The organism is Spongiibacter pelagi (genome assembly GCF_014705705.1).
GTDB lineage: Bacteria > Pseudomonadota > Gammaproteobacteria > Pseudomonadales > Spongiibacteraceae > Spongiibacter > Spongiibacter pelagi.
In genome coordinates this window covers 1-25,538 of record NZ_JACXLD010000004.1, presented here as the reverse complement: position 1 = coordinate 25,538, position 25,538 = coordinate 1, and the positions used below count along the sequence as shown (strand labels likewise).

The 25,538-nt window shown below is 51.2% G+C and carries 23 protein-coding genes and 3 tRNA genes; 10 read left to right on the top strand and 16 right to left on the bottom strand.

Annotated elements, in window-relative coordinates:
* From IB286_RS08130 to IB286_RS08115, 4 genes are all read right to left on the bottom strand, one after another.
* The gene (locus IB286_RS08130) at positions 1-1,335 is read right to left on the bottom strand and encodes a hypothetical protein (protein ID WP_190764380.1); all 1,335 of its coding nucleotides are present in this window, start codon (positions 1,333-1,335) and stop codon (positions 1-3) included.
* Positions 1,336-1,521: 186 nt separating this feature from the next.
* Positions 1,522-1,598: transfer RNA gene (locus IB286_RS08125), tRNA-Asp, on the bottom strand.
* A 108-nt stretch (positions 1,599-1,706) separates the two neighbouring features.
* Positions 1,707-1,783 (bottom strand) — tRNA-Asp (locus IB286_RS08120).
* An 18-nt stretch (positions 1,784-1,801) separates the two neighbouring features.
* Positions 1,802-1,877 (bottom strand) — tRNA-Val (locus tag IB286_RS08115).
* 256 nt (positions 1,878-2,133) lie between these two features.
* Here IB286_RS08115 and queD point away from each other — a divergent pair.
* The gene (gene queD / locus IB286_RS08110) at positions 2,134-2,499 is read left to right on the top strand and encodes a 6-carboxytetrahydropterin synthase QueD (protein ID WP_190764378.1); all 366 of its coding nucleotides are present in this window, start codon (positions 2,134-2,136) and stop codon (positions 2,497-2,499) included.
* 427 nt (positions 2,500-2,926) lie between these two features.
* On the opposite strand, the gene IB286_RS08105 is transcribed toward queD, so the two are convergent.
* The 7 genes from IB286_RS08105 to IB286_RS08075 form a co-directional block, all read right to left on the bottom strand.
* Positions 2,927-5,107: a PQQ-dependent dehydrogenase, methanol/ethanol family gene (locus IB286_RS08105; RefSeq protein ID WP_223826240.1), complete on the bottom strand. Its 2,181-nt coding sequence runs from the start codon at positions 5,105-5,107 to the stop codon at positions 2,927-2,929.
* 56 nt (positions 5,108-5,163) lie between these two features.
* Entirely contained in the window at positions 5,164-5,745 is a 582-nt protein-coding gene (locus IB286_RS08100; protein ID WP_190764376.1) for a lysophospholipid acyltransferase family protein, read from the bottom strand.
* 106 nt (positions 5,746-5,851) lie between these two features.
* Positions 5,852-6,682: a crotonase/enoyl-CoA hydratase family protein gene (locus tag IB286_RS08095; protein ID WP_190764374.1), complete on the bottom strand. Its 831-nt coding sequence runs from the start codon at positions 6,680-6,682 to the stop codon at positions 5,852-5,854.
* A complete protein-coding gene (locus IB286_RS08090; protein WP_190764372.1) occupies positions 6,679-7,242 on the bottom strand; it encodes a nitroreductase family protein in 564 nt (187 codons plus the stop codon). Before IB286_RS08090 ends, IB286_RS08095 begins: the two co-directional genes overlap by 4 nt.
* Positions 7,243-7,246: 4 nt before the next feature.
* Positions 7,247-7,765: an SRPBCC family protein gene (locus IB286_RS08085; RefSeq protein WP_190764370.1), complete on the bottom strand. Its 519-nt coding sequence runs from the start codon at positions 7,763-7,765 to the stop codon at positions 7,247-7,249.
* 213 nt (positions 7,766-7,978) lie between these two features.
* The gene (locus tag IB286_RS08080; RefSeq protein ID WP_190764368.1) at positions 7,979-8,422 is read right to left on the bottom strand and encodes a PilZ domain-containing protein; all 444 of its coding nucleotides are present in this window, start codon (positions 8,420-8,422) and stop codon (positions 7,979-7,981) included.
* Between the two features lie 232 nt (positions 8,423-8,654).
* Positions 8,655-10,520, bottom strand: coding sequence for a beta-ketoacyl synthase (locus IB286_RS08075; protein WP_190764366.1), 1,866 nt, complete (start codon positions 10,518-10,520; stop codon positions 8,655-8,657).
* Between the two features lie 145 nt (positions 10,521-10,665).
* Between IB286_RS08075 and IB286_RS08070 the strand changes: the two genes are divergently transcribed.
* Both IB286_RS08070 and IB286_RS08065 read left to right on the top strand, forming a co-directional pair.
* Positions 10,666-11,679, top strand: a complete 1,014-nt coding sequence (locus IB286_RS08070; RefSeq protein ID WP_190764364.1) for a GlxA family transcriptional regulator — start codon at positions 10,666-10,668, stop codon at positions 11,677-11,679.
* 78 nt (positions 11,680-11,757) lie between these two features.
* Positions 11,758-12,612 (top strand): CvfB family protein, encoded by an 855-nt coding sequence (locus IB286_RS08065; protein WP_190764362.1) that lies wholly within the window; start codon positions 11,758-11,760, stop codon positions 12,610-12,612.
* Positions 12,613-12,628: 16 nt separating this feature from the next.
* Here IB286_RS08065 and IB286_RS08060 read toward each other — a convergent pair whose 3' ends face one another.
* A complete protein-coding gene (locus IB286_RS08060; protein WP_190764360.1) occupies positions 12,629-15,064 on the bottom strand; it encodes a CHASE domain-containing protein in 2,436 nt (811 codons plus the stop codon).
* A 305-nt stretch (positions 15,065-15,369) separates the two neighbouring features.
* Here IB286_RS08060 and IB286_RS08055 point away from each other — a divergent pair, with 305 nt between their 5' ends.
* Genes IB286_RS08055 through IB286_RS08045 form a run of 3 tightly spaced genes read left to right on the top strand, consistent with a single transcriptional unit; the run spans position 15,370 to position 18,163 of the window.
* Positions 15,370-16,491 (top strand): NAD(P) transhydrogenase subunit alpha, encoded by a 1,122-nt coding sequence (locus IB286_RS08055; RefSeq protein WP_190764358.1) that lies wholly within the window; start codon positions 15,370-15,372, stop codon positions 16,489-16,491.
* Positions 16,492-16,505: 14 nt separating this feature from the next.
* Positions 16,506-16,781 (top strand): NAD(P) transhydrogenase subunit alpha, encoded by a 276-nt coding sequence (locus IB286_RS08050; protein WP_190764356.1) that lies wholly within the window; start codon positions 16,506-16,508, stop codon positions 16,779-16,781.
* A gap of 14 nt (positions 16,782-16,795) precedes the next feature.
* Positions 16,796-18,163, top strand: coding sequence for an NAD(P)(+) transhydrogenase (Re/Si-specific) subunit beta (locus IB286_RS08045; RefSeq protein WP_190764354.1), 1,368 nt, complete (start codon positions 16,796-16,798; stop codon positions 18,161-18,163).
* Positions 18,164-18,739: 576 nt separating this feature from the next.
* Here IB286_RS08045 and IB286_RS08040 read toward each other — a convergent pair.
* Positions 18,740-19,228 (bottom strand): MarR family winged helix-turn-helix transcriptional regulator, encoded by a 489-nt coding sequence (locus tag IB286_RS08040; RefSeq protein ID WP_317889730.1) that lies wholly within the window; start codon positions 19,226-19,228, stop codon positions 18,740-18,742.
* Entirely contained in the window at positions 19,221-19,703 is a 483-nt protein-coding gene (locus tag IB286_RS08035; RefSeq protein WP_190764352.1) for a glutathione peroxidase, read from the bottom strand. Before IB286_RS08035 ends, IB286_RS08040 begins: the two co-directional genes overlap by 8 nt.
* A 212-nt stretch (positions 19,704-19,915) precedes the next feature.
* On the opposite strand from IB286_RS08035, the gene IB286_RS08030 reads away from it, so the two are divergent.
* Both IB286_RS08030 and IB286_RS08025 read left to right on the top strand, forming a co-directional pair.
* Complete coding sequence (locus tag IB286_RS08030; RefSeq protein WP_190764350.1) at positions 19,916-21,433, top strand: flagellar hook-length control protein FliK; 1,518 nt, start codon at positions 19,916-19,918, stop codon at positions 21,431-21,433.
* On the top strand, positions 21,430-21,729 hold the full coding sequence (locus IB286_RS08025) for an EscU/YscU/HrcU family type III secretion system export apparatus switch protein (RefSeq protein ID WP_223826238.1): 300 nt from the start codon (positions 21,430-21,432) through the stop codon (positions 21,727-21,729). The genes IB286_RS08030 and IB286_RS08025 overlap by 4 nt, the downstream gene beginning before the upstream one ends.
* A 49-nt stretch (positions 21,730-21,778) precedes the next feature.
* On the opposite strand, the gene IB286_RS08020 is transcribed toward IB286_RS08025, so the two are convergent.
* Positions 21,779-21,898, bottom strand: coding sequence for a methionine synthase (locus IB286_RS08020; RefSeq protein ID WP_190764348.1), 120 nt, complete (start codon positions 21,896-21,898; stop codon positions 21,779-21,781).
* Between the two features lie 246 nt (positions 21,899-22,144).
* On the opposite strand from IB286_RS08020, the gene IB286_RS08015 reads away from it, so the two are divergent.
* Together IB286_RS08015 and IB286_RS08010 are read left to right on the top strand one after the other, a co-directional pair.
* Complete coding sequence (locus IB286_RS08015) at positions 22,145-23,788, top strand: nitrite/sulfite reductase (RefSeq protein ID WP_190764346.1); 1,644 nt, start codon at positions 22,145-22,147, stop codon at positions 23,786-23,788.
* Positions 23,781-24,287, top strand: coding sequence for a DUF934 domain-containing protein (locus IB286_RS08010; RefSeq protein ID WP_190764344.1), 507 nt, complete (start codon positions 23,781-23,783; stop codon positions 24,285-24,287). The genes IB286_RS08015 and IB286_RS08010 overlap by 8 nt, the downstream gene beginning before the upstream one ends.
* Before the next feature lie 39 nt (positions 24,288-24,326).
* Here IB286_RS08010 and dinB read toward each other — a convergent pair whose 3' ends face one another.
* A complete protein-coding gene (dinB, locus tag IB286_RS08005; RefSeq protein WP_190764342.1) occupies positions 24,327-25,385 on the bottom strand; it encodes a DNA polymerase IV in 1,059 nt (352 codons plus the stop codon).
* Positions 25,386-25,538 lie beyond the last annotated feature (153 nt).

The window sequence follows — 25,538 nt, the reverse complement described above, 5'->3', positions numbered from 1 at the left end:
CTATTCAACAGGGGCCAGTGACTCAGCGTGATGCGAGCAGCGGTCACTTTCTCCCGGTCTAAACAACACCGGCCGCAAGACCTTATCGATGGGCTCACCACAGATATCGCCGTCTTCATTTAGCCCACGGCAAATCGGCAAGTGATAATGCTCCAGCCAAAGCTTGTAATGTTCGAAATCGACTTCACAACGTTTGGCCACATATTCATTGGCGTTTTCTAGGTATTCCTGTAGCTCTGCAGGCGGAATCACCAAGTGCTCAACGCCGGGATGGTAGGCAATGAAAATAATCCCCTTGTCGCCCATCTCCTGAATCAATTTATTGTCGCCCCCCAGCAACTGCTGGTTTTGCTCTCGCAGACCACGTAATTCTGCGCGGATATCAACAATTTGGGTTGAACGCTCCAGAAGCTCGCGTTCACGCTGCTCCATTTGCTGATTAACACTGGCGAGTTGCTCCGCTAGTTGCAGCTCAAAACGGCGCTCGTATTCCTCTTTAAGCATATCCAGTTGTTGCTGGGCGTGCGCATCGCCATGACTCACCTGCGCCTCCAACTCAGACTGGTGACGGGCCAATAAATCCTGGGTCTCTGTTAGCTGCTTTTGTAGCGACTGCTGGCCCGTTTGCGCCTGCAAAACAAGTTTTTTGAGGTGGGCAATTTGCTTCTCGCGCTCGCCCAGCATCTTGGTGTATTTCTTTTCTAGGTCATCGGTACGACTGCGAAATGCTTCGGCCTGGGTGGCAATGCTCAGCTTTTCCTCATCTTTCAGGCTTGCCAATTTTTCCTGAAAAGCTTTTTCCAGCGCCCGGTTGACCGCTTCGGAAATAGGTACCACATCCGCCACATCTTCCGAGAGCGGCAAGCTATGGCGTTCCTTTTCTTTTCCTTTTTCAGCCTGAGCCGGCCGACTTACGATACCCAGCCGATTCTTTTTAATCGCCTTACTTAAGGCATAAAACGTCCCCTGATCACCCACCACGGGATCCCAGAGCTGGTCTTTATGCCAAGCAACTGGGCACAGACTACGACAAACCAATTGAATAGGACCGCCGCCAAGATCAAGTCCCTTAGAACCTCGATCCATTAAATGGCGCAGGGGAATATTCCAGCTGGCACTGACTTTGCCAGTTTCATCAAAGCTGACCAGAAAAAATACCGCACCCACAACATGAAGATCGGCGTCGATTTTTACAAATGCCGCTTGCAGCGCCTGATTAGTGAAATCGGGAATACCAACAACGTCATCCAACACCGCTTCAAATTCGCTGAAGAACATTTCCTTGACGACTTTATTGTCTTTAAAAAAAACAATCGCTTCCGTGAACCCTGACAAAACCCTCTCCCAGTTGCCCGCAGTACCTGCGGCAAAAATCATGACGTTTATTGTGCGAATATTAAAGCAGAATTCACCACAATGGCGGCAGAGAGCCTAAGGAAATTTTCTAAATTCCCAAGAGTGCTAGCGACTTGGCAATAAGAAGGAGGTAAAAACCGAGAAAAGGCTGGATAAGCGCGTTGTTGGCGGACCGGACGGGACTCGAACCCGCGACCTCCGGCGTGACAGGCCGGCATTCTAACCAACTGAACTACCGGTCCGCAGACGTGCGCTCAAACCCAAAAACTCAAAAAACAAAATCGTGCTATTCAGTAGCAGAAAATAAGTTTGTACGAGGGAGTAAAAGGAGGTCTGAACAGAGTAAGTATTGGCGGACCGGACGGGACTCGAACCCGCGACCTCCGGCGTGACAGGCCGGCATTCTAACCAACTGAACTACCGGTCCGCATACTTAAAACTCGATTGGTGGGTGATGACGGGATCGAACCGCCGACCCTCTGCTTGTAAGGCAGATGCTCTCCCAGCTGAGCTAATCACCCCTGAATCGAGATGCGCGCATTCTACAGTAATGGAATTGCATGTCAAACGCTGAACGGCGATTTTTTAAGTTTTTATGAAAAAAATTGTATCCGACTGATTTCTGTATGTTTTTCAATCAAGTAAGCACGCAATCCGCAATCGGAACCGGGTGTAAACAGCGCTTCATCAGCACCCCATGCTCGGGGTAAAATTCGGCATTGCGAACAACCCGCTCACTACGCCAACGCCAGTGGCCCAGCTAGGATCTTAGAAAACGTGGAAATATATAAAGACTTCAATTTTGAAGCAGCTCACCGCCTACCCAATGTACCGGAAGGCCACAAGTGTTCGCGCCTACACGGGCACAGCTTCCGGGTACGGCTGGTATTAAGCGGAGAGCTTGATCCGGTACTGGGCTGGGTTATGGATTTCTCGGATCTTAAAAAAGCCTTTATGCCGATCTACGATCAATTGGATCACCACTACCTTAACGACATTGCCGGCCTTGAAAACCCGACCAGCGAGAACCTCGCCAAATGGATTTGGCAACAAACCAAGGCACTGGTACCTGCACTATCTCGGGTCGAAATACAGGAGACCTGCACAAGTGGCTGCATCTACAGCGGCCCGCAGCAAGCCTAATTCCGCACTATTTTGAAGCGAAACCCGGGTGCACTTTTCCCCCGGGGTGAATTTGTAACGTGTTACTAATGTCAACCCCCTAAGTAACACTTATTCACAGCAGGGTTTTATTGGGGTAAAAAACCCCTAATTAGCCAAAACACCTAAATAACAAGTTTACATAATTATCATAACTTATTGTTTTTATTGAAAAACAATGAAATGTATAAAATTTGACCGATTTGTTACAGTTCCCGAAACTGCGCACTTGCAGCCCTAATCCCACCAGTTACCCACCAAGTTATCCACAGATTCTGTGGACAAGCTTTGTAACAATCCGAGCGCTTTTTATGTTACCAATGGAAAAGTGTTAGAGGTTTTTTGGCGGGATCGCCCGCCAGCTCTGGGCTGGCGGACTAATTGGAAGAGCTTAGGGGAAATTACGTATTCAAAGAAGCAAATTCATCAACTTGGCAATCTGTGTATAAAACCAATTCTTAAAGTTTTTCCACCACTCAGCTTGCGAGCGCGATTCTAGGTCGAGGTTAGCTCGCTCGAGGATGTAGGCGTGCACCGCATAGGCGCTCTCCTCATCAAGAACATCACGAAACCCCACCATCCCCGCTTTACTCATAATGCCGTCAAGCACAATGGCGTTGAACTGCTCATGAAAGACCGGCGGAAGGTGACGCAGATCTGGCACCGCACCATTAGATATGACCTCGGTACCGTGACAGGCGGCACAGAAGGCGTAGTACAAATCGCGACCTTTGCTGAGAACCGCCTCGTCCTCAGTCAGTCTTGGAGGCGGGTCAAAGCGAATCTTTTCTGGGTTGGCCGGAAGCTCTCCTGTTCCCCCCAAGCGGTAAGTTAATACCCGACTTGGAGGCACGCCTGTGGATTGCTCCATACCTGCGATCAAGCCAAAGGCACCGCCCCAACCAACCAGCACTGTAACAAATTGCTCACCGTCCACTTCATAGGTTACCGGCGGCGCCATCACACCGACACGGGTATCGCTTTGCCAAAGCTTATTGCCACTTTGGGCATCATAGGCCTGCATCTTGCCGTCGGCGGTACCCTGAAAAACCAATCCGCCCGCGGTAGCCAAGGTGCCGCCATTCCAAGTTAATTTATGGGGAACCTCCCAAGCCGCCGTCTGGGTTTTAGGATCCCAAGCCAGCAAGGCACCAGTGGTCAAGGTTTTCGTTAAATGCTGAGCCAGCATTGGGTCGCCCACGGAGGGCTGACTGAGGTAGACACCAATATTGTAGTGCCCCCAATGGTGCATATAGTCCTCAACATCCTTGTACTCAAATAAGGCCTTGATCAAAGGAATATAGACATAACCGGTTTCCGGGCTGTAAGACATTGCCTGCCAGTTGTGCGCTCCCATTGAGGAAGGACGTACGACATGGGGGCCATCTAAGTAGCGCGCCGCCTCAATTTCAACTGGGCGCCCCGTTTCTTTGTCGTAATGGGTCGCCCAATTCACGGTAGTAATGGGTTCGGCTGAGAGGAATTCGCCGGTTTCGCGATCGATAATAAAGAAGAAGCCGTTTTTAGGAGCGTGCCAAATCACCTTGCGGGGCTCACCCTCAAACTCCATCTCTGCCAACATTATCTGCTGCGTGGCGGTAAAGTCCCAGGTTTCTCCCGGCGTTTCTTGATAATGCCAGAGGTACTCACCGGTCTCGGGGTTCAGCGCAACAATTGAAGATAAGTAGAGGTTATCGCCGCCATCGGGGCTGCGAATTTTTTGATTCCAAGGCGAGCCATTACCGACACCGATATAAAGCTGATCTAGCTCGTCGTCATAAACAATAGAGTCCCAAACGGTGCCACCACCGCCCTGCTTCCACCATTCACCCGTCCATGTTTCTGCCGCCTTAGCCATCGCTTCATTTTCAAAGCCATCAGCCGGGTTGCCGGGTACGGTATAGAAACGCCAACGCAGCTCGCCCGTGTTTACATCAAAGGCGGAGACATAACCGCGCACCCCGTATTCGGCACCACCATTACCGATAAATACCAAACCTTTGGCGACACGAGGTGCGCCGGTAATGGTGTAAGGATAGGTTTTAGTATCAGCGGTACTCACATCCCAGAGCTTGTCACCGGTTTTGGCATCCAGTGCAATTAAGCGGGCATTCAAGGTGCCGGTAATAACTTTGCCTTCGTAAACGGCCACGCCGCGATTGACCACATCACAGCAGGCCATTTTGGCCCACTCCCGTGGAATCTGAGGATCGTATTTCCACAGCAATTTGCCGCTGCGGGCATCGAGCGCATACACCACATTCCAATTACCAGTGAGGTACAGCACGCCATCAACCACAATCGGCGTCGCTTCCAAGCCGCGATTGAAATCGGTATCAAAAGACCAAGCGAGACCAAGATCTGCAACATTATCTTTATTGATGTGCTTGAGCTCGCTATAGCGCTGTTCGCGGTAGTCCTTACCATAGGACAGCCAGTTACCCGGCGCATTTTCGGCGATAGCTTGGGTGTTAATCTGTGCTACATCGGCCTCTGTAGTTAGTACAGGTGAAGCTAGTGCAGATACAGATAGCACAGACAAAAACAGGCCCGCTGCCATTTGCGCAGCTCGCGTCAGAAAAAATTTCATAGTGTCCTCAGAATCTGCCGCACAGGGCCAGCGCAGAATTTGAGCTGGCGAACGCCTTACTGGTGTTCTGGCTTAAAGCCCTGCTTATCGGCGTAAAACGCCATTATTGTTTTCAGGTCTTCTTCATAGTTTCCGGTGGGGTGGAATGCCGGCCCCAATCCGGTTTTGCGGGTTTTGGTATCGACAAAGCCAAGGTAAATCGGCACACCGGCACCATGAGCAATATGGTAGAAACCGGCCTTCCATTGCTCGACTTTACTGCGCGTACCTTCTGGCGTAATTAGCACTAACAACTCATCACGTTGATTGTACTCATCCACCATTTGGTCAACGGTGTTATGGCGCTTGCGCCGGTCAATGGGCAAACCACCAAACCAGCGCATAATCGCGCCCAAAGGCCCCTTGGGAAACAGGGTGTGTTTACCCATCCAGTGCACATCTAAGCCGAGGACAAAGGCCACCACCATCATCGTAGGGAAATCCCAGTTGCTGGTGTGCGGCGCCGCAATCAACATGCACTTTTTCTCGGGAGGGCGTTGCCCTACCACCTCCCAGCGCATGAGCCAGGTGGTTAAACGAAAGAAGCCGCGGAAAAAACCGCTGAGAAATGGCGTCTTAAAGATCGTCAGTTTCTGCATGTTATAAACGAGTCCAAGGCAAAATGGTCGCCCCACAAAACGCCGCTAAGTATACCGGCCTGATCGGGGCAGAAAATTAGTCTATCTAGATGAGGCTGGCCACATATTAGTCTTTGTAATCAGGTGCCTCGCCCTGACCTGCTTGAATGGCCAGCATTACATCTTCCTGGCTCAGCATACCCGCATTCCAAGTCGCTACGTAATTGAGTGAATCTTGGACACTGTGATCTCGGGTATAGCGGATCATTTCTTTTATACCGCGCAATACCAGCGGCGATTTGCGAGCGATATCCTGAGCCAACTCGGACACCGCATCAATCAACTCCGCATAGGACGGGTAAGAGGCATTGACCAAGCCGATTCTCACCGCTTCATCCGCTTTGACATAGCGACCGCTATAAGCCAGCTCATTAACAATCCCCGGCGAAATAATCTTGGGCAGACGCTGGAGGGTACCCACATCGGCAACCAAACCAACATCCACTTCTTTAATAGAGAAGCGGGCATCTTCAGTGCAATAACGCATATCACAGGTGGTAATCATGTCCACGCCACCGCCCACACAGCTGCCTTGAATCGCGGCAATGACCGGTTTGCGACAGTTTTCAATTGCCGTCAGATTACCCTGCAACTCAAGAATACGACGGCGGAACCACTCAACCTTACGCGCCGCTTCTGGAATTTCTGCCATCACTACCGACAGATTCATCAGCGAAGCCAGATCAATACCAGAGCAAAAGTTTTTACCTTCTCCACAAAGTACAACGACCCGCACCACTGGCTCACTATCAATCCAGTCAAAACAATTTTGCAGATCAACCCACATAGGGTCATTCATCGCATTGGATTTTTCAGGGCGATTCAATGCCACCCAAGCCACATGCTGCTCAATACGCACGGCAAGGGTTTCAAATTCTGGTGGAGTTACTGTATTCATGGGTGATTCCAATATTGTACAAATTCAGAAAGAGCGACATCAGGTAGGGGTTTGGCGGCGCCATCTCGGCTTCCCAAATAAAGAAAGCCAATAATTTCTTCGCCTTTTTCCATACCTAAGCCGGCGTGAACAACGGGATCGAAAGCGTGATCACCGGTGCGCCAAATTCCGGCATAACCTAAAGCTTCGGCGGCAAGTAGCACCGCATAGGCGGCACAACCTGCTGAAAGGCGCTGTTCAATATCCGGCACCTTGGGATGCGCTTGAATTCTTGCGGATACCACAATGATGGATGGCGCCCGCAGGGGTTGATCGCGAAAGCGCTGCAACTCTGCTTCAGTAAAATCCGGATTGCGTTTTTGCGCTGCGTCGACAAACAGCTGCCCCAGTTGCTTACGAGCCGCACCTTCAATCACTCGCAGCCGCCAAGGCCGCAATCTCGCGTGATCGGGAACCCGTGCAGCAGCCTCAAAAATTTCTGCGTACTCCGCCTCGGTGGGCGCAGGCTCGCAGAGTTTTGGAGCTGAATTGCGGCGCTGAAGTAGGCTTAATGCATCCAAAAAATCACGCCTCCAATGCGGCGACGGCACGCAATTCAGGTAGGTCTGATGCGGTAACCGGAGATTCGGTTTCGTAGAAATGTTTTTGACTCAAGGCAATATCCCGCACCATGCCGCGAATAAACTTGTACAGAAAACGTTGATACATAAAACGCCCAAACGCTCCCATTCGCAAATCGAACATCAGACTGGTAGTCAGCGCCGTTTTGCCATGACCGGCATCTTCAATCCGATAGCGAAAGGACGCCTTTGAAAAGGGAAATGGCGCGCCCTTCGTGTCTTTATGCAAGCGTAAAACCAGCCCCACGCCCTCATTCCACTCGGTCACTGTCTCGTCGAGCCAACGACCGCCCGCTTGGAAGACTCGACGGCTAGCGCCTAAGCCGGATTGCTTTTCGGTGGTGATTTTGCAGTCTTTCACGCCGGGCACATAGTGATGCGGAACAGAAAGGTCTTTCAGTTTATTCCAAGCTAGATCCCTGGATATATTAATCACGACTCGACTGGTCGCTTCATGCTTCATGGGTATTTTCCTCAACAAATTGCCTCGCAAGAGCAACTCAACACCGACCCGATTATTTCGGGGCTTATGACGAGATACACGAGCAAAAGTTGGCTTATTCAAACACGAAATGCGCGCCGCTGTTAGCAAAATTTAATAACAATAGCGCGGAAAAACCCGCTTTATTGAAAAGCGGGCCTAGGATTAGTCAAACTAATAAAGAAGGAAGTCGGCTTAGAAGCGAAGGCCGTTATCGTCGGCCGTAAACTGGTTATCAAAGTCTTCAGCATACAGTTCAATCCACTCCTCAGCCGCCTGATCTGGAGCGAGAAAGCGCCCTTCACGAGATTCGCACTCACGGCGATACGCTTCAATTTGGCAAATTTGCTCTACCATCCGCGCTCGATACGCCGTTTCCGCATCACCAAAGCGAACACCTAGCTGGAAGTGCCCACGACCGGGGCGACACCATGCCACCTCGCCACAACCAAAGCACTCTTTTGAAACCGAAGGCACACAAATCTCGACTTGGCTGCCGGCAAAAATGGGAACCGAAACTTCACAACTCATGCCGCCCTTGCTGATATTTTTCATCTGCACGGAATGCGAATCCTGATGCTCATTTAACACCCGAACATCGGCGGGAAAATCGCTGGGATGACGCACAAATTTACGCATAATGACCCCACTACTTAACTTATTGGGTGCGGCTAACTCACCCAAAAAACTGTTCTATTACCGTGTTAGTAGTGAGCCATACCTAGCTTGAGGACAACATGCGTAATTGCCGGGAAAAGATAAGTAGTTGAAGAAGGCAAGATAAGTAATGGGCAACGCCCCCTGTTTGCCGACAGGACAAAACAGGGGTCCAGGAGTCCTGATTAATGTAACGAGCGTAGTAATTAATCTTTTATTTTAACCAGGCGCTATAGGGCGACTCACTGGGCAACACCACTGGCGATTCCCAAGACTTGATATTGACCTGATGACGCTCAATAGAAACATCCTCAGCATCCAAAACACCTTCGCCAAAACGATAGCGCACATTGATATTGCCGGTACTGGTGGCCTGATCGTATTCTGCGGCCTGCTCCACCACCGCCTCACGGCGCTTGAGATAATCGGTCCACGCTGCCTTGCCGTGCCGTCCCACCAAGAGACGCTCGCTTACCGCCGGTGACAATACTGTAGCCGTGGCGTTATTACCGCCAAAGCCCTTGGCATTAAGGAAGGCCACCTCGGGTAAATTGTTCGCGCAATCACGGTGCTGCAAAACAAAGTCCAGATTTGAGCGGTGCACGTCATCGGCAATATGATCCGAGGTGACAATACCCGGCAATATGCCGTCGTTCCAAATACCCAGTGTCGAGGTGAATTGGTCACCGGAAGCGGCGCCAATGCTGTGGCCCAAATAAGCCTTAATTGCCACCACCGGCCAATGTTCAATACCAAAGGCCTTGGCTGTTTCATTCAGAATATGAGATTCCGTAACCCGGTTTTGTGGTGTGCTTGTCCCATGCGCCTGAACCAGTGAGCGATGGCGCACTGCATCATCACCCAAAATCGCCGCCGCTTCCGCCACCGCCTTTGCCACCGTCAGGTAATTACCCACGCCGGGGCCAGAAATCGATTTTTTATAGCCGTCAGCACAGATAAAGGCATCGGGCACCGCGCCAAATATCTGCGCCCCCATTTCCATCGCCAAACTGTCGTCCAGCAATACGGCAAACTGGGCCGACTCAGAGACGGTAAATCCACAGTTGCTACTAAACGGCCGGCTCGCACGACGGCAATTAGGCTCAGTTAAACCCAGCGCTTCATCCAGTTTTAACAGCGCCGCGTCGTTAGCCAATGCACCCATCGTGCTATAGCCATCCATAACGCGCGACTCCACTGCCGCATCGGCCGCCCCTACAATTGCTACCCGAACTTTGCCGTTGCGAATATCTTGAACGGCAGAACGCAGGTTATAAAAGAAGGTCGCGCAGGCCCCCAGCGAGGCATTGGTAGTGCCGACATTACCGAGCACATAGGCGCTGATAAAATCGGCGGGCATATCCGCCAAACCCAGAGCCAATTGTTTAGAACTGACCCGAGCACCCTTATCTCTGGCGCTAAGCAAACCGCCAAAACCATTTTCATCCAGTTGCGCCATCGCCGACGAAGCGTAAACGCCAATATGATCCGGGCGCACAACATTGCGCAGCACATCCCAATCGATCCCCATGGAACCGAGCGCATCAGAGGCGGCAAACACTGACATTTGCAAACCGCGAGGGTGATTGCGAGACGCATACAAAGCCGCAGGATCAAAACCCGTAGGCAACTGCCCGGCACTGGAAACTTCAAACTTGCGGGTATCCGGTAAAAGGATTTCTTGGGACTGACTAAATTGAACTTTGACTTGGCCATCTCCCAAAGCGGAAACGGTCCAGCTGGACGGTAGTGCCTCTGGCAAATCTCGCTCGCGACACACAAACTCGCAGGGCACACCATTGCCGGTGATGCTCAAGCGGCGATTCCACGCCACATGATCGACGTCAAAAGCCGAGCTTTCCACGCGGCGAATCAGCGTATGATCAAGAATAAATTGGCGCTGTTCCGCCGTTAAACCTTGCAGCGGCAAGCCCATTAGCGAAGCCAAACTTTGATAGGTTGCTGAAGCCTTATTCTCAGGCAGGGCATCAATTACCAAGCGACGATAGGCATGGTGAAATGAACTTCTTCCAGCGGGGTTAATTCCCCCAAAGCCGACAACAACGGGCAACCTACTCACTACTCACCTCATATTTTTAATATTGGCATACAGCGCCAAAATGACCTGAGCAGTCTAGTCAAAGCCTCACATCAAAAATATGATATAAACGTCATTAAATATACCATTTACGCCAACAGTGAAAACATAACAAAGGTTGCAAAGCGTGCCGATAAAACCCGTAAAACGCGTCGCCCTACTCGCTTTTGACCAAGCGCTGATGACCAGCCTCAGCCTGCCTATGGAGCTGCTCAACGCAGCAGCCCACCACCTTCGGCTGGGTCATCCGCCTTCATCAAGATCAACCCCACTAACGCTGGAATTAGTCGGCCAGCGTGATACATGCACTCTGTCTGGGTTTTTACCGTTGGAGATTAATCATCGCCTCACGCCCGGCGAGACCTTCGATATTATTTTTATTCCCAGTCGCTGGCGGCATCCTGAGCGCAGCATTAACCCTGAATTACTCGAATGGTTAGTCAATAACGCTCTTGCCGGAGCAGAGATTTGCGCGGTGGGTAATGGCAGCTATTTATTGGCCGCCGCCGGCCTGCTCGACTACCGCCCCGCCACCACCCACTGGCATTATTTCGAGGATTTTGCCAAGCGCTTTCCGCAAGTATTACTTCAGCGCGACTACCTGATGACGGAATCTGGCAAACTTTTCTGTGCGGGCAGCGTCAACTCCGCCGCCGACCTCACGCTACATTTAATTGAAAATCACTGGGGGCGACGCATTGCCCAGCGCGTAGCTCAACAGTTTTCACCGGAAAGCCGTCGCCCCTTCAGCCGACATGGTTTTCACAGCGCCGGCCAATCGGCCCACGGCGATGAGCTGATCGCCATGTGCCAGAGTTATATTGCCAGCCATTTAAGCGAAACCCTTTCCATTGCCGAGCTGGCCAGCGCTCACGATTTAAGCCTGCGCAGTTTTCAGCGCCGATTCAGCCATGCCACCGGCCTTTCACCCCAGCAATACCTCCGTAAAATCCGTTTGGAAACCGCCGAGGAATTACTGCGCAATAGCAATTTGAGCATCACCGACATCAGCCATCACTGCGGCTTTAATGACACCAGCTATTTTGGAAAACTATTTCGCGAACACTATGAAACCAGCCCCGCCGCCTACCGCCAAAGCGTACGCCGAAAACTGTTTGCCATAGATCGAGACGCCACTTAAAACGACGCCGGAAAAATAGAACAGAGCTTACTGAGACTAACTAGGCTAAAATAGCCGCTTTTCTTGCTAGAGACTGACATGGCCAATCTGGGACGCCGCAATCACCTAAACATCGTTCGCCAAACCCCAGCGGGAATTTATCTCGATGCTGGCGCTTTCGGTGAAGCCCTGCTACCCAGCTCACAAATTTCTTCGCCCATTGAAGACGACCAAGACAGCCTAGACGTTTTTCTCTACAAGGACAGCGACGATTCCATTATTGCCAGTCTGCGCTTCCCCGATGCGCAAGAAGGAGATGTCGCCCTCTTGCAGGTCAGTGCCATTAATAACACCGGCGCTTTTTTACGCTGGGGTTTGAACAAAGAATTATTGCTGCCCCACGGTGAGCAAGTCGGCACTATTCAGCCCGGCAGCAAGGTATTGGTAAAGCTGTATCTCGATCAACGCGGCCGCTTAGTCTCCAGCATGAAACTGGATCGCCACCTCGAGGAAAAGCTACCGCGCAAGCAATTCAAACCCGGCGAGCAGCTCAGCGTGATCGCCGTGCAACACACCGACCTTGGGGTAAAGTGCGCAGTAGCCAATCGCTTCTGGGGACTGATATACAAGGACGAATTAAAAAGTATTCCAGCACTCGAGCGCGGCCAGCAAATTGATGCCTATGTGAGACGCATCCGCCCGGACGGCCGCTTAGATATCAGTCTAAAGCCTCCGGCCGCCGAGCAAGCTAGCGCGCTTACTGATCAGATTATTGCGCAATTACAAGCGAACGATGGCTTTCTCGCACTGGGCGACAAGACCAAACCGGAAGTGATATTTCGATTATTTAAAGTCAGCAAAAAAGTGTTCAAAAGCGCGCTTTCGCAACTGTATCGCGAGCGCCGCATTGTCATTACCGACAAGGGCATTCAGCTTAGTGAAAAACATTCCTAAGCTCTCTAAATAAAGCTTAAACCAAACTGTAGTCGCGAGATCTTTCCGCCTCACCTGGCAGGGTTATGCGTTTCGGCAATTCAATAATAAAACGCAGACCCGCATCTTTATCGCCACTGACTCGAATAGTGCCCTGCAACTGTTGGCGCACTAAATTATTCACCATATGCAAACCCAGTCCCGAGCCACCAGCTCCTCGACGCGCAGTAAAGAAAGGCTCAAAAATCCTTGGTAAATACTGGCTATCTAGCCCCACGCCATTATCGCAATAATCGATATTCACCCAATCTCCCGACTCACTGACATGCAGTGTCATCTTGCCGCGCTGCCCCTCAGCAAAGGCGTGTTGCAGTGAGTTTTGCACCAAGCTATAAATCACTTGGGTCAGCCCTGCCGGCACTGTCATTAAATTCAAACCTGGGGGGCAAGAAAAACTCAAGGCGTGCCCTTCTCGCTTGGACTTTGCCTGTAAATACACAAACAAATCAGCAAGGTGTTCAGAAAGATTAAACTCTCGTACCTCACCCGCATTTTGATCCAAGGACACCTGCTTAAAACTCGACACCAGTGCCGCAGATTTATGCACATTATTTCGTACAATCTCAGCCGCACTGGCAATACGCTCCGCGCAAGATGCGAGTGGCGCAGTTTCCAGAACACCGCTCGTGGCGATTTTTTGCAATCTTGCAACATCATTCTCTAATGTTGAAACGGCGGTTATCGCCACTCCCAAGGGCGTGTTTAATTCATGGGCCATACCCGCCACCATATTACCCAGCGAGACAATTTTCTCCGCCTCCACCAGTTGCTTCTGGGTAGAGCGCAAGGCATCAACGGTAGCTTGCAATTCCAAGCCTGCCGCTTCAGCGTGAATACGCTGGCCGGTAACCACCAACAGCGACACACCCAGAAGCCCACTAAACAACATGCCTCCCGCAAGCACCGCCCAGGGCACCAGCGAGCGACTGCCAGCCAAATATTGTTGATTAGCAAAAATGTTCACTAGCCAAGTTTGATCAGAGAATTGCACCGAGGCGGTATTTTGGAATAAATGTTCCGCTGAGTTTCGCTCTACTCCTGCCTGAACATGTCGATAAACTTCTTTGTCGCCAAATCTCGTTTCCGCAGACACCGTAAAATTTAATCCCTGCAGATACTCACTGCCTAGCAGGGATTCAAATAGAGCGCCCACCCGAAATACCGCGGCAAGATAACCTTTAACATCGGTTTCTGAAGCGCCACCTGAATCGGGTTTTACCGGGAAATAGACCACCACTCCAGGTTGCCCACCCGTTTCCTGCACCAGTGTTACCGGATCAGTTGCCGCAGGTCGGTTTTCACGGACAGCGCGCAATAACGCCACTCGAGCCAGGGGGTTTGAATTGATATCAAAACCCAAGGCGGCCTTATTGGTTTTCAGCGGTTCTATAAATCGAATTGGCAAATAAGGACCGTCGGAATAAACCGGCTGAGCAAGGCCGTTTTCATCCAATTGCGTCACCGCCACTGGAAAACCATGCTCTTGTGTCATCAATGCTTCAAAAGCCGCAAGCTGCTCTTTCTTAACTGGTTGATTCCAGGCAATGCCTTGCAGGCCCTTATTGCGCAGTAACGTCTCGCCCAGCACTTCACGAAATTCAGCAGGGCTTTCTGGCGTATGTTGTAGAAATGCGCTTTCGAGGGTTAGCAGGCTTTCCCAATAACGTTCCAGGGAGGTCGTAATCTGGATCATCATGCGACTGCTACGCTGATCAAAGTCTTGCTGTTGACGCTCCAACTCCCAGCGACTCGCGGTGACATACATCAGTAACATGGCCGCCGAAGATACCGCCAAAACACTAACCAATACTTGCTTGCGACTTTGCCAAACCTGCTTGGGCTTGGCCCAAAAAACAAAAATCAGATTAGAAAAAACCAGCACCCCAAGGGCGTCACCCACCCACCAAGTAAACCAGTTAAACAAGAAATTTTCACTGCGCACCAGCCCCGCCGCCCACAGGGTGCTGACACCAACAATGGAATTGATTAAGCAACTGCCAGCACAAACCAGCAATACAAACTTGATGGCCGAATGTAAGTCACTGAGGGTGAAATACTTACCAAGGTACTTAGTGGCGAGGCTCGACCCAACTACCGCTTGTAATGCCGCACCGAAACCAATAACAAACGGTACCGAAAGTGCGGAGAGCCATTCCGAAGGCGCTCCTTCCAAGGCCGGCCCTAAGCTCAGATTGACTGCAACCGAGCCCATTAATACACCCGGCCAAACCCGATTACCCAATAAAACACAGGCAGCCAGCGCAATACCCGCCGCCGGCCAAATAGCGGTGGCATAGCCCGGCGGAATCGACAGCAAAATCGCCAGTCGTCCAGCCACAAAATAGGCGATGAATACCAATAACAACTGTAGAGGGTATGCGGGCTTAGTGATCATTCTTCCAATAGCATCCATCCAGCCCATTCCCTGAGAATGGGGCGATACGAGCAACATTGAGCTGCAATGTCACAGAAAGCTCAAAATTAGGACTAGCTTAGACAAATGCTCAGAAAAGGCTAATAAGGAGATGCCCTGAGATCGACACCAATTATCACCAAAATGGATAGGGACATTTTTTATAATTATTGCCATTACAGACACTTAACATGCACCTGTGAACATTCAGAGCTGTCGCTTCTTTAACCGGAATGTAATATCCTACGCGGCCTTTTTTATAAGTTAAGCGTTTAACCAACTCACAACAACAACGGAATACACAAATGCTCATAGGAATTCCAAAAGAGCTCGCCCAGGGGGAGAACAGAGTGGCGATCATTCCGAGCGACGCAAAAAAGCTGGTACGAGCCGGCGCGTCGGTGATGATCGAATCCGGTATCGGCCTGGGTAGCGGCTACAGTGATAACGACTACGTTGAAGCGGGCGCCACTGTTGGCGAGCGCGCCAATGTGGTAAGCACCGCAGATATCGTTCTGCGCATTGCTAAACCCAACATTGATGAAGTGAAGCAGCTGAAAGCTGGCTGTATCCACATCAGCTACCTAGACCCATTCAATGAGCACGATCTGATTAAAGCATTCCGCGATCAGAACGTGACCGCCATCAGTATGGAAATGATTCCACGCAGCACCCGCAGCCAGAAAATGGATGCGCTCAGCTCACAGGCCAGCCTTGCCGGTTATGTGATGGTACTGCTGGCAACCACCAAGCTGCCCCGCATTCTGCCAATGATGATGACTCCTGCCGGTACGCTGAAGCCTGCAACCGTATTTATCATCGGTGCCGGTGTAGCAGGTCTGCAAGCTATCGCTACCGCCAAACGTCTGGGCGCCAAGGTCGTTGCCTTCGACACCCGCTCCGTTGTGGCCGAGCAAGTGCGCTCTCTGGGCGGTAAATTCCTAGAGATTGATCTGGGCGAAACCGGTCAGACTAAAGACGGTTATGCCGTTGAGTTGACCGAAGAACAGCGTCAATTACAGCTAGAAGGTCAGAAAAAGCAGATTGCCGAGTCTGACATCGTGATCACTACCGCTCAGGTATTTGGCCGCAAGCCTCCACTGCTCGTAACCAAAGACATGGTTGCCGGCATGAAGCCCGGTTCTGTGATTGTGGACATGGCCGGCGGCAACGTTGAAGGCACTGTTCCCGGACAAACCGTAGTTGTAGACGGCGTGACCATTATCGGTGACGGCAACTGGTCAAACTACGTGGCCACTGACGCCAGCCAAATGTATTCCTCAAACTTGTTCAACCTGGTTGACGAGGGCTGGGATAAAGAAAAATCAGCGATGGTTATCGATTTCGAAAACGACATCCTGCAAGGCTGCGTGATCACCCACGGCGGTGAAATCACCAATGCCACCATCAAAGAAATCATTAAATAAGGGGAGCGACCAAGATGGAAATCGTATTTCTTGCATTTATCTTGATGTTGTCCATTTTTCTGGGCTTTGAACTCATCAACAAGGTTCCCGCAACCTTGCACACTCCCCTGATGTCCGGCTCCAACGCGATCTCAGGTATTACCCTAGTAGGTGCACTCACCTCTGCTGGCGCCGAGCACACCGTGCTGGCAACCGTATTGGGCACTATCGCCGTTGCTATGGCCACCATCAACGTGATTGGCGGCTACATGGTAACTGACCGCATGTTAGCCATGTTCAAAAAGGGCTAAGGGAGACGTAAGTAATGGGAATTGAATTGCTGGTCAACCTGTCCTATGTGGCAGCGGCCGTACTGTTTATTTTTGGCCTTAAAATGCTGGGCTCACCCGCCACAGCACGTAAAGGTAACCTGGTATCTGCGGTCGGTATGTTTATCGCCGTGGTTATCACCCTGCTTGACCAAAGCATTATCGACTACAAGTGGATTGCTGTAGGTATTGTTGCCGGCGGTGTCGTCGGTGCGGTTATCGCCCGCAGCGTCGCCATGACCTCAATGCCAGAAATGGTTGCCATGTTCAACGGCTTTGGTGGTATTGCATCACTGCTGGTTGGCTGGGCGGCTCTTTACGGCTTTGAAGCCAACGCCTTTGAAATGATCACCATTGCCCTGTCAATTCTGATTGGTGGTGTGACCTTCACCGGCTCCATGATCGCCTACGGTAAACTGAGCGAAAAAATGCCCGGTCGCCCGCTGGTGTTTGCCGGTCAGCGCGTTTTCAACATCCTGCTGATTCTGGCGATTATCGCCAGCACCGTGATGTTTGTTCTCAACCCTGAGCAACACCTCTACCTGTATCTGGTTGTTGGCCTCTCTGCTCTGCTGGGTATTATGCTGGTTATCCCCATTGGCGGCGCCGACATGCCCGTGGTTATCTCACTGCTGAACAGCTACTCCGGTCTGGCAGCGTGTGCCGCAGGTTTCGCGATCAACAACATCATCCTGATCGTAGCCGGTGCTCTGGTTGGTGCCTCCGGTATCATCCTGACCCAGATCATGTGTAAAGCCATGAACCGCTCACTGAGCAACGTTTTGTTCAGCGGCTTCACCAAAGTAGCTGCCGGTGGCGGTATGGCCAAGATCGAAGGCGAAGCAAAAGCTATGTCTGCCGAGGACGCCTACTACGTTCTGGAAGCAGCCAGCAGCGTTGTTATCGTACCCGGTTACGGTATGGCGGTTGCCCAAGCTCAGCACGTGGTTAAAGAGCTTCAGGAAATTCTGGAAAAGAACGGCGCCGAAGTTGTGTACGCGATTCACCCAGTTGCCGGTCGTATGCCTGGCCACATGAACGTACTGCTGGCTGAGGCCGACGTTTCCTACGACCTGCTGCTGGAAATGGACGCCGTTAACCCACGCATGGACACCTTCGACGTGGCCATCGTTATCGGTGCTAACGACGTTGTAAACCCCGCCGCTCGCGAGATGGAAGGCAGCCCAATCTACGGTATGCCTGTTATCAACGTAGACATGGCCCGCAACGTGTTCGTGATGAAGCGCTCTATGGCTTCCGGTTTTGCCGGCATCGACAACCCACTGTTCTTCAAAGAGAACACCCGGATGTTGTTCGGCGACGCCAAAGAAATGCTGGGGAATATCATCAAGGCATTTGCCTGATACATTATTTCGCTGGGATTTAAATGAGGGGCTGCTTTTGCAGCCCTTTTTTTATGGTGGAGGGGTTCGTCCCGGCGGGACGATCTTAGAATGGTTTTCGCCCTTCCTAGGCGACTTACTTCTTTTTTCGTGAAAAAGAAGTAAGCAAGAAAACACGCCCCGCAGTACCGCCGATGGCAAACAGCGCCATCGGTACTCTGCGCGCTTTGAACCTGAACGGGCGCTGCGGAACTCTCTTCGCTAACGCTCCGTTCAAACAGTCCTCGCGCTATTTCCGTTCAGATTCTTCAGTGCTCGACGGCTCTGAAGGGGGTGATCGGTGCCACCCCAAGCCCCGTCCGAACTCGCCGAACATCGTAGAAATTCAATGAAAGGATTTCGCGAGGACTGTTTGAGACCGAAACGCAGTGAAGGTCGAGTTCCGCAGCGTTTCATTGAATTTTAAGAAGTGAGGGTAGCCGTAGGCCGAGTGAGCGGGGAAAGTTTCTTTTGCTTCGTTTTCTTTTAAAAGAAAATGAAGTCGCCCAAGAAGGGCGAAACCTTTTCTTAAGCCGCCCCTCGGGGCGAAAACCATTCTTATGCTGTCCCCTCTACTGCCCTCTCCAACCCCGGCAGTAATGCATCCAATAATCGCTTCAGCTCAAGTGCCTCTTCAACATTGAGCCCTGCCTGCTCGAACAGCGTCTGCGGAATACACTCGCACTCACCGCGCAAAGCCAAGCCCTGTTCTGTCAGGCTGATCACAACGCGCCGCTCATCCGCACTATCGCGCTGCCGCGATACCAAGCCCTGCGCTTCAAGCCGCTTGAGTAGAGGCGTTAAGGTATTGCTACTGAGCATGGCGCGCTGACCAATTTCATTCACGGTGAGCGGCGCCGACTCCCACAGAATCATCAGCACCACGTATTGCGGATACGTCAGCCCCAGTCGATCTAGTTGGGGCTGATACAGCCGCGTGACTAAACGTGACGCCGCATAAAGGGGAAAGCAGAGCTGATTTTGCAAACGCAGTTGTTCCGGCATCGACTCTGCCACTGCAAAATCCGGATCAACGCTATCAGGCACTCAGTGCGGCCTCAATGTCGGCTTCGAGTTTGGCAGGTACGGTCGTTGGCGAGTAGCGCTTGATGGGCTGTCCATCCTTGCCAATCAGAAACTTGGTAAAGTTCCACTTAATCGCATTGGTCAGGGTGCCCGGAGCCGCTTTTTTCAAGTACGCGAACAAGGGATGAGCGCCTTTGCCATTCACATCAATTTTTTCGGTGATCGGGAAACTCACACCATAATTCATCAAGCACGCACCTTGAATGGTGTCAGCATCGCCGGGTTCTTGGTTGGCAAACTGATTACAAGGCGCACCAATAATCACTAAGCCACGGTCCTTATATTTTTCATAGAGCGCCTGCAAACCCTCGTACTGTGGGGTTAAACCACATTTGCTGGCGGTATTTACCATCAACACAACTTTGCCGGCGTAGTCTTTCAGGTTCATCGATTTGCCTTGCAGCGAGGCAATTTCAAAATCGTAAAATGTGCTCATTATTGAACTCCCGGTGGCTGGTTTTTTCTGTTTACGCAGTAAAGCACACAACTAGATCACGAGCAATTAAATCGTGCACGATTTAATTTATTGGAATTTATTAAAGAAATGCCCGCTTTCTGCCGATAAACCGGTATAGAGTATTCTTTAAGCGTACTCTTTCAACAACGGCAAAACTCTTTACGAAACACGAGCAGTACCGAGTTTGATACATGGTCATTATCAATCCACAAGTCCCAATTCAGCCGGCGGCCTTTAATCGCCCAGCCGGCCCTGCGCCAATTTTAGCGGCGGACAAAGTGTTAATGGCTGTGGTTCTGAGTCAGAAAGCCAACCATATGTACGAATTGGCATCGGGCAGCCTGCGCATGATGGCGGAGAGTCAAACTCCGCTCAAACAAGGTGAACAACTTCAGCTCCGCGTTACCGGCCACGACGCCAGCCAGCGTCCACAATTGGAAATTCTCAATCGCAATAGCGTGCAATTACTGCCTCTGATTAAAGCGAGCCTGCCACAGCAGGAAAACCTGAATCAGTTAAGTAGCAGCCTACTGGCCAATCTTCGTGGAGGAACAACACCCCAGCTACAAAATGCCACGGCACAGTTCTTCACCAGCCTGCCGGAGCGATCGCAGATGACCAACCCGCAATCCTTAAATGTCGTGTTACAAAATAGCGGCCTGTTTTTGGAATCTCACCTAGCGCGGGGCCAAGCTGTCACCGGTGATATCAAAACCGCCTTGCTAAAACTCGCTCGGCAATTAGAAGCTGCCTCGCAACTTAATAGCCGCCCTGGCGCAATGGCAGCAAACAGTGGCGCAGACAGCGCAAAACCCAATGCATCCACGGCACAAACAACTGCCCATGCAAACTCGCAACCGTCAAAAACCCTTGCAGACAAGGCCGGAATTGAGGCCCAGCTCACTGCGGGTTTGAAAGACACTGGTCCACTTAAAACCACATTAGCTCAGAGCACGAATCAAACCGCTACCCCTACAGCCAGTGGCGAAGCGGGAAAAACGCAGACCCAAGCTCAAGCTAATACTGCAGCAAAATCCCCCTTACCCAACGAGCTACTCAGCACGACCGTAAAACTCACAACGCCATCTAGTCGAGCAGCTTCAGCGTATCAAACCACCCAAGCCGCGCTGCCAAGCAGTAATGTCAGCCTACCCGGAGATATTCAGGCGCAGGCACGTATTCCGCTAAATCAAGCGGAAATTCTGAAACATCCAGACACTAGCAATCAGCAATTATTGAATATGGTTCGCGGTGTGTTAGCCCGCGGCGAAGCCCACCAACTACTGCATTTGCAAACGGCAGATCCACAGCAACAGCAATATGTCATGGAGATTCCAGTCCGCGATAGAGATGGAATTGACGTTTGGCAAATGCGACTTGAACGACGGGACCTTGAAGACCAAGCCTCTGCAAAATCACGCACTGATCCAGATAAGGCCAAGCACCAGTGGACGGTCACATTGAATTTTGACTTTCCCGGCATGGGCCCCGTTAAAGCGGTACTGCGCCAGCAAAATGAAAAGATGAAAGTAGATTTTACCGCCGAAAATGCGGCCACCGATGCCGCCATTAAACAATTTCAAGGCGAACTCACCCAGCGCTTACAGGAACAAGGTATAAACGATATCCAAGTCAGCTCAAAACAGGGCAGCAGTGCCGAAAATAACTCGCCACTGCATCAGCTACATTTGCTGAAGGATCAAGCATGACTCCGATGAACGATCAAACTGGCTCAAACAAGCCCGGCGAAATTGCGGTTTCTCTGCATTACGACCAGCGCAATGCCCCCATCGTCAGCGCCAAAGGCGAAGGTGATCTCGCCCACCGCATTCTTGAATTAGCGATGGAACACGATGTCCCAATCTATCAAGATACCCACCTTGTTCAACTGCTCTCTCAGGTGGATTTAGATACCGAAATCCCCCCTCAGCTCTACCTTGCCGTGGCCGAAATTATTGCCTTTGCCTACCGTTTAAAAGATCGCTTGCCGGGAGATCGCATCTAAAAAAAATCCCGGCACATGGCCGGGATTTTTATATAAACGCAGGCTTAAATCAGCTTGGCATACCTGCAAGCCAATAAACCACGGTGCCAACAACGATGGTCAGCAAAGCCACTGTTGCTGCAACATCGGCCGTGTTATCTTCGCGCTCTTCTTGAGTTTGGTCAGTCATGGATGTTTTCCTAGTGAGTAATTATTGCGAAAAAACAAGTTTCCAGCGCAGGTGATTTCCGGCGCCACCAAAATGTGAGCGGATTATAACAGCAATTCCGCCACTTCCACGAGTCGCTCAATGGGTATCATTCATCGGCAGATCGTATAAGCCATATCCACAAAACCCGTTAGCGACAAATCCGATTAAAAATTAAAATTCTCCCCGAAATGACAGTTAGGCTGTCCTGTAGATAAGGCACGAGAGATGTATCAGTACAACGAATATGATCACCAGATTATTGGTCAGCGGGTCAATCAGTTCCGCGACCAGACTCAACGCTATCTTGACGGCAAGATCAGCGACGAGCATTTTTTGCCCCTGCGCCTGCAAAATGGTCTTTATGTTCAGCGAGTAGCGCCAATGATGCGTATCGCCGTACCCTACGGCACACTGAATGCCCGCCAGCTCCGCCAAATTGCCCGTATTACCCGTGACTACGACAAAGGCTATGCGCACATCAGCACCCGCCAAAATATCCAGCTCAACTGGCCAGAACTTGAGCGCGTGCCCGATATCTTAGCCGACTTGGCCGAAGTGGAAATGCACGCGGTACAAACCAGTGGCAACTGCATTCGCAACACCACCACCGACCAGTTTGCAGGGGTTGCGGTTGATGAAATTGAAGATCCCCGCCCCTGGTGCGAAATTATTCGTCAGTGGTCAACCTTCCACCCTGAGTTTGCGTTTTTACCTCGCAAGTTCAAGATCGCAGTATGCGCCTCTGCAGAAGATCGCGCGGCGGTGCTGGTTCACGATATCGGCTTGCAGATTATTCACAACGAACAGGGCGAAACTCGCTTCAAAGTAATTGTTGGCGGCGGGCTTGGTCGTACCCCTGTTGTTGGCTCCGTCATTCATGAAGCGTTAGAACCCCAGCATCTGCTCAGTTATTTAGATGCCATTTTGCGGGTATACAACCAGCTTGGCCGCCGTGACAACAAGTTCAAGGCGCGAATCAAGATTCTGGTAAAAGCGATGGGCGCAGAAGCCTTCCGTGAATTGGTGGACGCCGAATGGCAGCAAATCAAAGACGGCCCCTTATTGCTGACTAATGAGGAAATCGCACGCGCTAAGACGTTCTTTGTTCCCCCAGCATATGAAGCGCTGGGCAATGAGGACTTACAAGCCTTGGCATTGGAAGGCCCCGATTTTGCGCGCTGGCTGCGCCACAATGTACAGCCCCACAAAAAAGCGGGTTATGCCATTGCCACCCTGCCCCTGAAAAATGCAGGCGTAGCACCGGGCGACATCAGTGCCGAGCAGCTAGAAGCTGTCGCTGCGCTTTCTGAGCAATTTGGTTTTGGCGAAATTCGCAGCACTCACCAGCAAAACCTCGTGTTGCCGGATGTAAAACAAGCAGACCTATACAAACTCTGGCAAGCCCTTGTACCCCTGCAACTGGCCGCGCCAGTGGTAGGTACACTGAACGATATGATTTGCTGCCCCGGTGGTGATTTCTGCTCACTGGCCAACGCCAAGTCGATCCCGGTAGCCGATGCGATTCACCGTCGCTTTGACAATTTAGATTACCTCTACGATCTGGGTGAAATCGAGCTGAATATTTCTGGCTGCATGAATGCCTGTGGCCATCACCATATCGGCCACATTGGTATTCTCGGTGTCGATAAGAAAGGCCAAGAGTTTTTCCAAGTTTCACTCGGCGGCAAGCAAGGCAACGAGGCCGGCATCGGCAATATTCTCGGCCCCTCTTTTGCCCGCGAAGAGATCCCAGAAGTGATCGAAAAAATTCTGGCAACTTATGTAGAAAAACGGAATCCGGAAGAGCGTTTTATTGACACTTTCCACCGTATTGGCATGGACCCATTCAAGGAGCGCGCATATGCCTAAGATCATTAAAAACCGCGAAATTTTTGAAGATAGCTGGCAGGTTTGGCGCGATACAGAAAACCTGCCTTCACAGGGGCGCGTCATCGTATCCCTGAAACTTTGGCAAGAGCACAAAGCGGCACTCGCGGCACTGGGTGAAGTCGGTGTATTTCTATGCAACGAATCACCAAAAGCGCTGAGCGAAGACCTTAGCGAGCTAGCCTTGATTGCGGTGGATTTCCCCGTATTTAGCGATGGCCGCGGTTTTAGCTATGCCCGTGAACTGCGTGAACAATTGGGCTATACCGGTGAACTGCGCGCAATTGGCGGCTTTATTCGCGACCAACTGTGCTATCTGGCTCGGGTTGGCTTTAACGCTTTTGCTTTGGAGAATGAGGTTCTTGAAGAAGCGATTGTCAGCTTGGATGATTTCACTGAGTTTTATCAGGCCAGCCCCAATGCGCCACAACCGTTGTATTTGCGCCGCAGCTTGGCCATTGCTCAGGATCAAGCTGCCTAAGTAGATTAGGCTTAATGAAACAATGCCAGCTGACGGCTCCTAATGAAAAAGAACCAGCTGACGGCTCTGCGCTGCAGCTGGTTCGGCAAATCTTACTCCCGCGCCGATCAAACGCACCGGACTCGCCAATCGTGACCACGCCTGCGCTAATAAGCGCTGAAAACTCTGCTCCTGCAATCCACCAATATGCCCTTGCTCCACCGTGGTCTGGCGGAAATCACAGCTCTTTAATTTGATAAAGACACCGCTGACTCGGTCACTCTGTGATTTCGTTTGTAGACGCTGCTGTAATTGAGAAAGCAGCTCGCCCAAGGCCAGTCGCGCCTCTCCGGCATCGGCGATATCCATTTCAAAGGTGCGCTCCACGCTCAGTGATTTCCGGTCCCTTGAGGGCACAACATCGCGCTCATCAATTCCACGAGCATACTCATACAGTCTCGGCCCAAACTGACCAAACTCTTTACTGAGTTCGTGCAGACTGAACTGTTGTAAATCACTGCAAAGATAAATACCGCGACCATGCAAACGGGCACGACTCACTTTGCCTACACCATGAATTTTTTCGACGGGTAACTGTCGCACGAAAGCGTCTACTTTGGCCGGTGGAATCACCATTAAGCCATTGGGTTTATTCCAGTCACTTGCCACTTTGGCTAAAAATTTATTGGGGGCCACACCGGCTGAAATGGTAATCCCCAGCTCGCGGGAAACTCGCTGCCGAATTTCCTCAGCCATCAAACTGGCACTGCCGGCACAGCGTTTAGACTGACTCACATCAAGATAGGCCTCATCTAAAGACAAGGGCTCAATCAAATCGGTATAGGTACTGAAAATCTGCCGAATATCGCTGGCGACTCGGCGGTATTTATCCATTTGCGGCGGAATAACAATAAGATCAGGACACAAACGCATGGCATGACCTGTAGGCATTGCTGAGCGCACGCCAAAACGTCGAGCCTCGTAATTACAGGTGGCAATCACGCCTCGGCGCTGGCTACTTCCACCAACCGCAACTGCGCGACCCCGCAAGCTGGGATCATCTCGCATTTCAACTGAAGCAAAGAAGCTGTCGCAATCGCAGTGAATAATTTTGCGCATCGTAAACGCCGCCAAATACTGTATACATAAAAGGGGTATCCATTTAGCTCCACATAGCGTATAACTACTGGATGGATATCCATACTTTATCCCCGATTGCCGGCAAAGACTACCCCCAAAATTGGAATGCATTCCTGGACTGGTTTTCCACTG

Coding starts and splice junctions, on each gene's coding strand:
- IB286_RS08105 (WP_223826240.1), bottom strand. CDS start 5,107: ATGAAATTTTTTCTGACGCGAGCTGCGCAAATGGCAGCGGGCCTGTTT.
- IB286_RS08100 (WP_190764376.1), bottom strand. CDS start 5,745: ATGCAGAAACTGACGATCTTTAAGACGCCATTTCTCAGCGGTTTTTTC.
- IB286_RS08095 (WP_190764374.1), bottom strand. CDS start 6,682: ATGAATACAGTAACTCCACCAGAATTTGAAACCCTTGCCGTGCGTATT.
- IB286_RS08085 (WP_190764370.1), bottom strand. CDS start 7,765: ATGAAGCATGAAGCGACCAGTCGAGTCGTGATTAATATATCCAGGGAT.
- IB286_RS08080 (WP_190764368.1), bottom strand. CDS start 8,422: ATGCGTAAATTTGTGCGTCATCCCAGCGATTTTCCCGCCGATGTTCGG.
- IB286_RS08065 (WP_190764362.1), top strand. CDS start 11,758: ATGGCCAATCTGGGACGCCGCAATCACCTAAACATCGTTCGCCAAACC.
- IB286_RS08060 (WP_190764360.1), bottom strand. CDS start 15,064: ATGGATGCTATTGGAAGAATGATCACTAAGCCCGCATACCCTCTACAG.
- IB286_RS08055 (WP_190764358.1), top strand. CDS start 15,370: ATGCTCATAGGAATTCCAAAAGAGCTCGCCCAGGGGGAGAACAGAGTG.
- IB286_RS08050 (WP_190764356.1), top strand. CDS start 16,506: ATGGAAATCGTATTTCTTGCATTTATCTTGATGTTGTCCATTTTTCTG.
- IB286_RS08045 (WP_190764354.1), top strand. CDS start 16,796: ATGGGAATTGAATTGCTGGTCAACCTGTCCTATGTGGCAGCGGCCGTA.
- IB286_RS08035 (WP_190764352.1), bottom strand. CDS start 19,703: ATGAGCACATTTTACGATTTTGAAATTGCCTCGCTGCAAGGCAAATCG.
- IB286_RS08030 (WP_190764350.1), top strand. CDS start 19,916: ATGGTCATTATCAATCCACAAGTCCCAATTCAGCCGGCGGCCTTTAAT.
- IB286_RS08025 (WP_223826238.1), top strand. CDS start 21,430: ATGACTCCGATGAACGATCAAACTGGCTCAAACAAGCCCGGCGAAATT.
- IB286_RS08020 (WP_190764348.1), bottom strand. CDS start 21,898: ATGACTGACCAAACTCAAGAAGAGCGCGAAGATAACACGGCCGATGTT.
- IB286_RS08015 (WP_190764346.1), top strand. CDS start 22,145: ATGTATCAGTACAACGAATATGATCACCAGATTATTGGTCAGCGGGTC.
- IB286_RS08010 (WP_190764344.1), top strand. CDS start 23,781: ATGCCTAAGATCATTAAAAACCGCGAAATTTTTGAAGATAGCTGGCAG.
- dinB (WP_190764342.1), bottom strand. CDS start 25,385: ATGCGCAAAATTATTCACTGCGATTGCGACAGCTTCTTTGCTTCAGTT.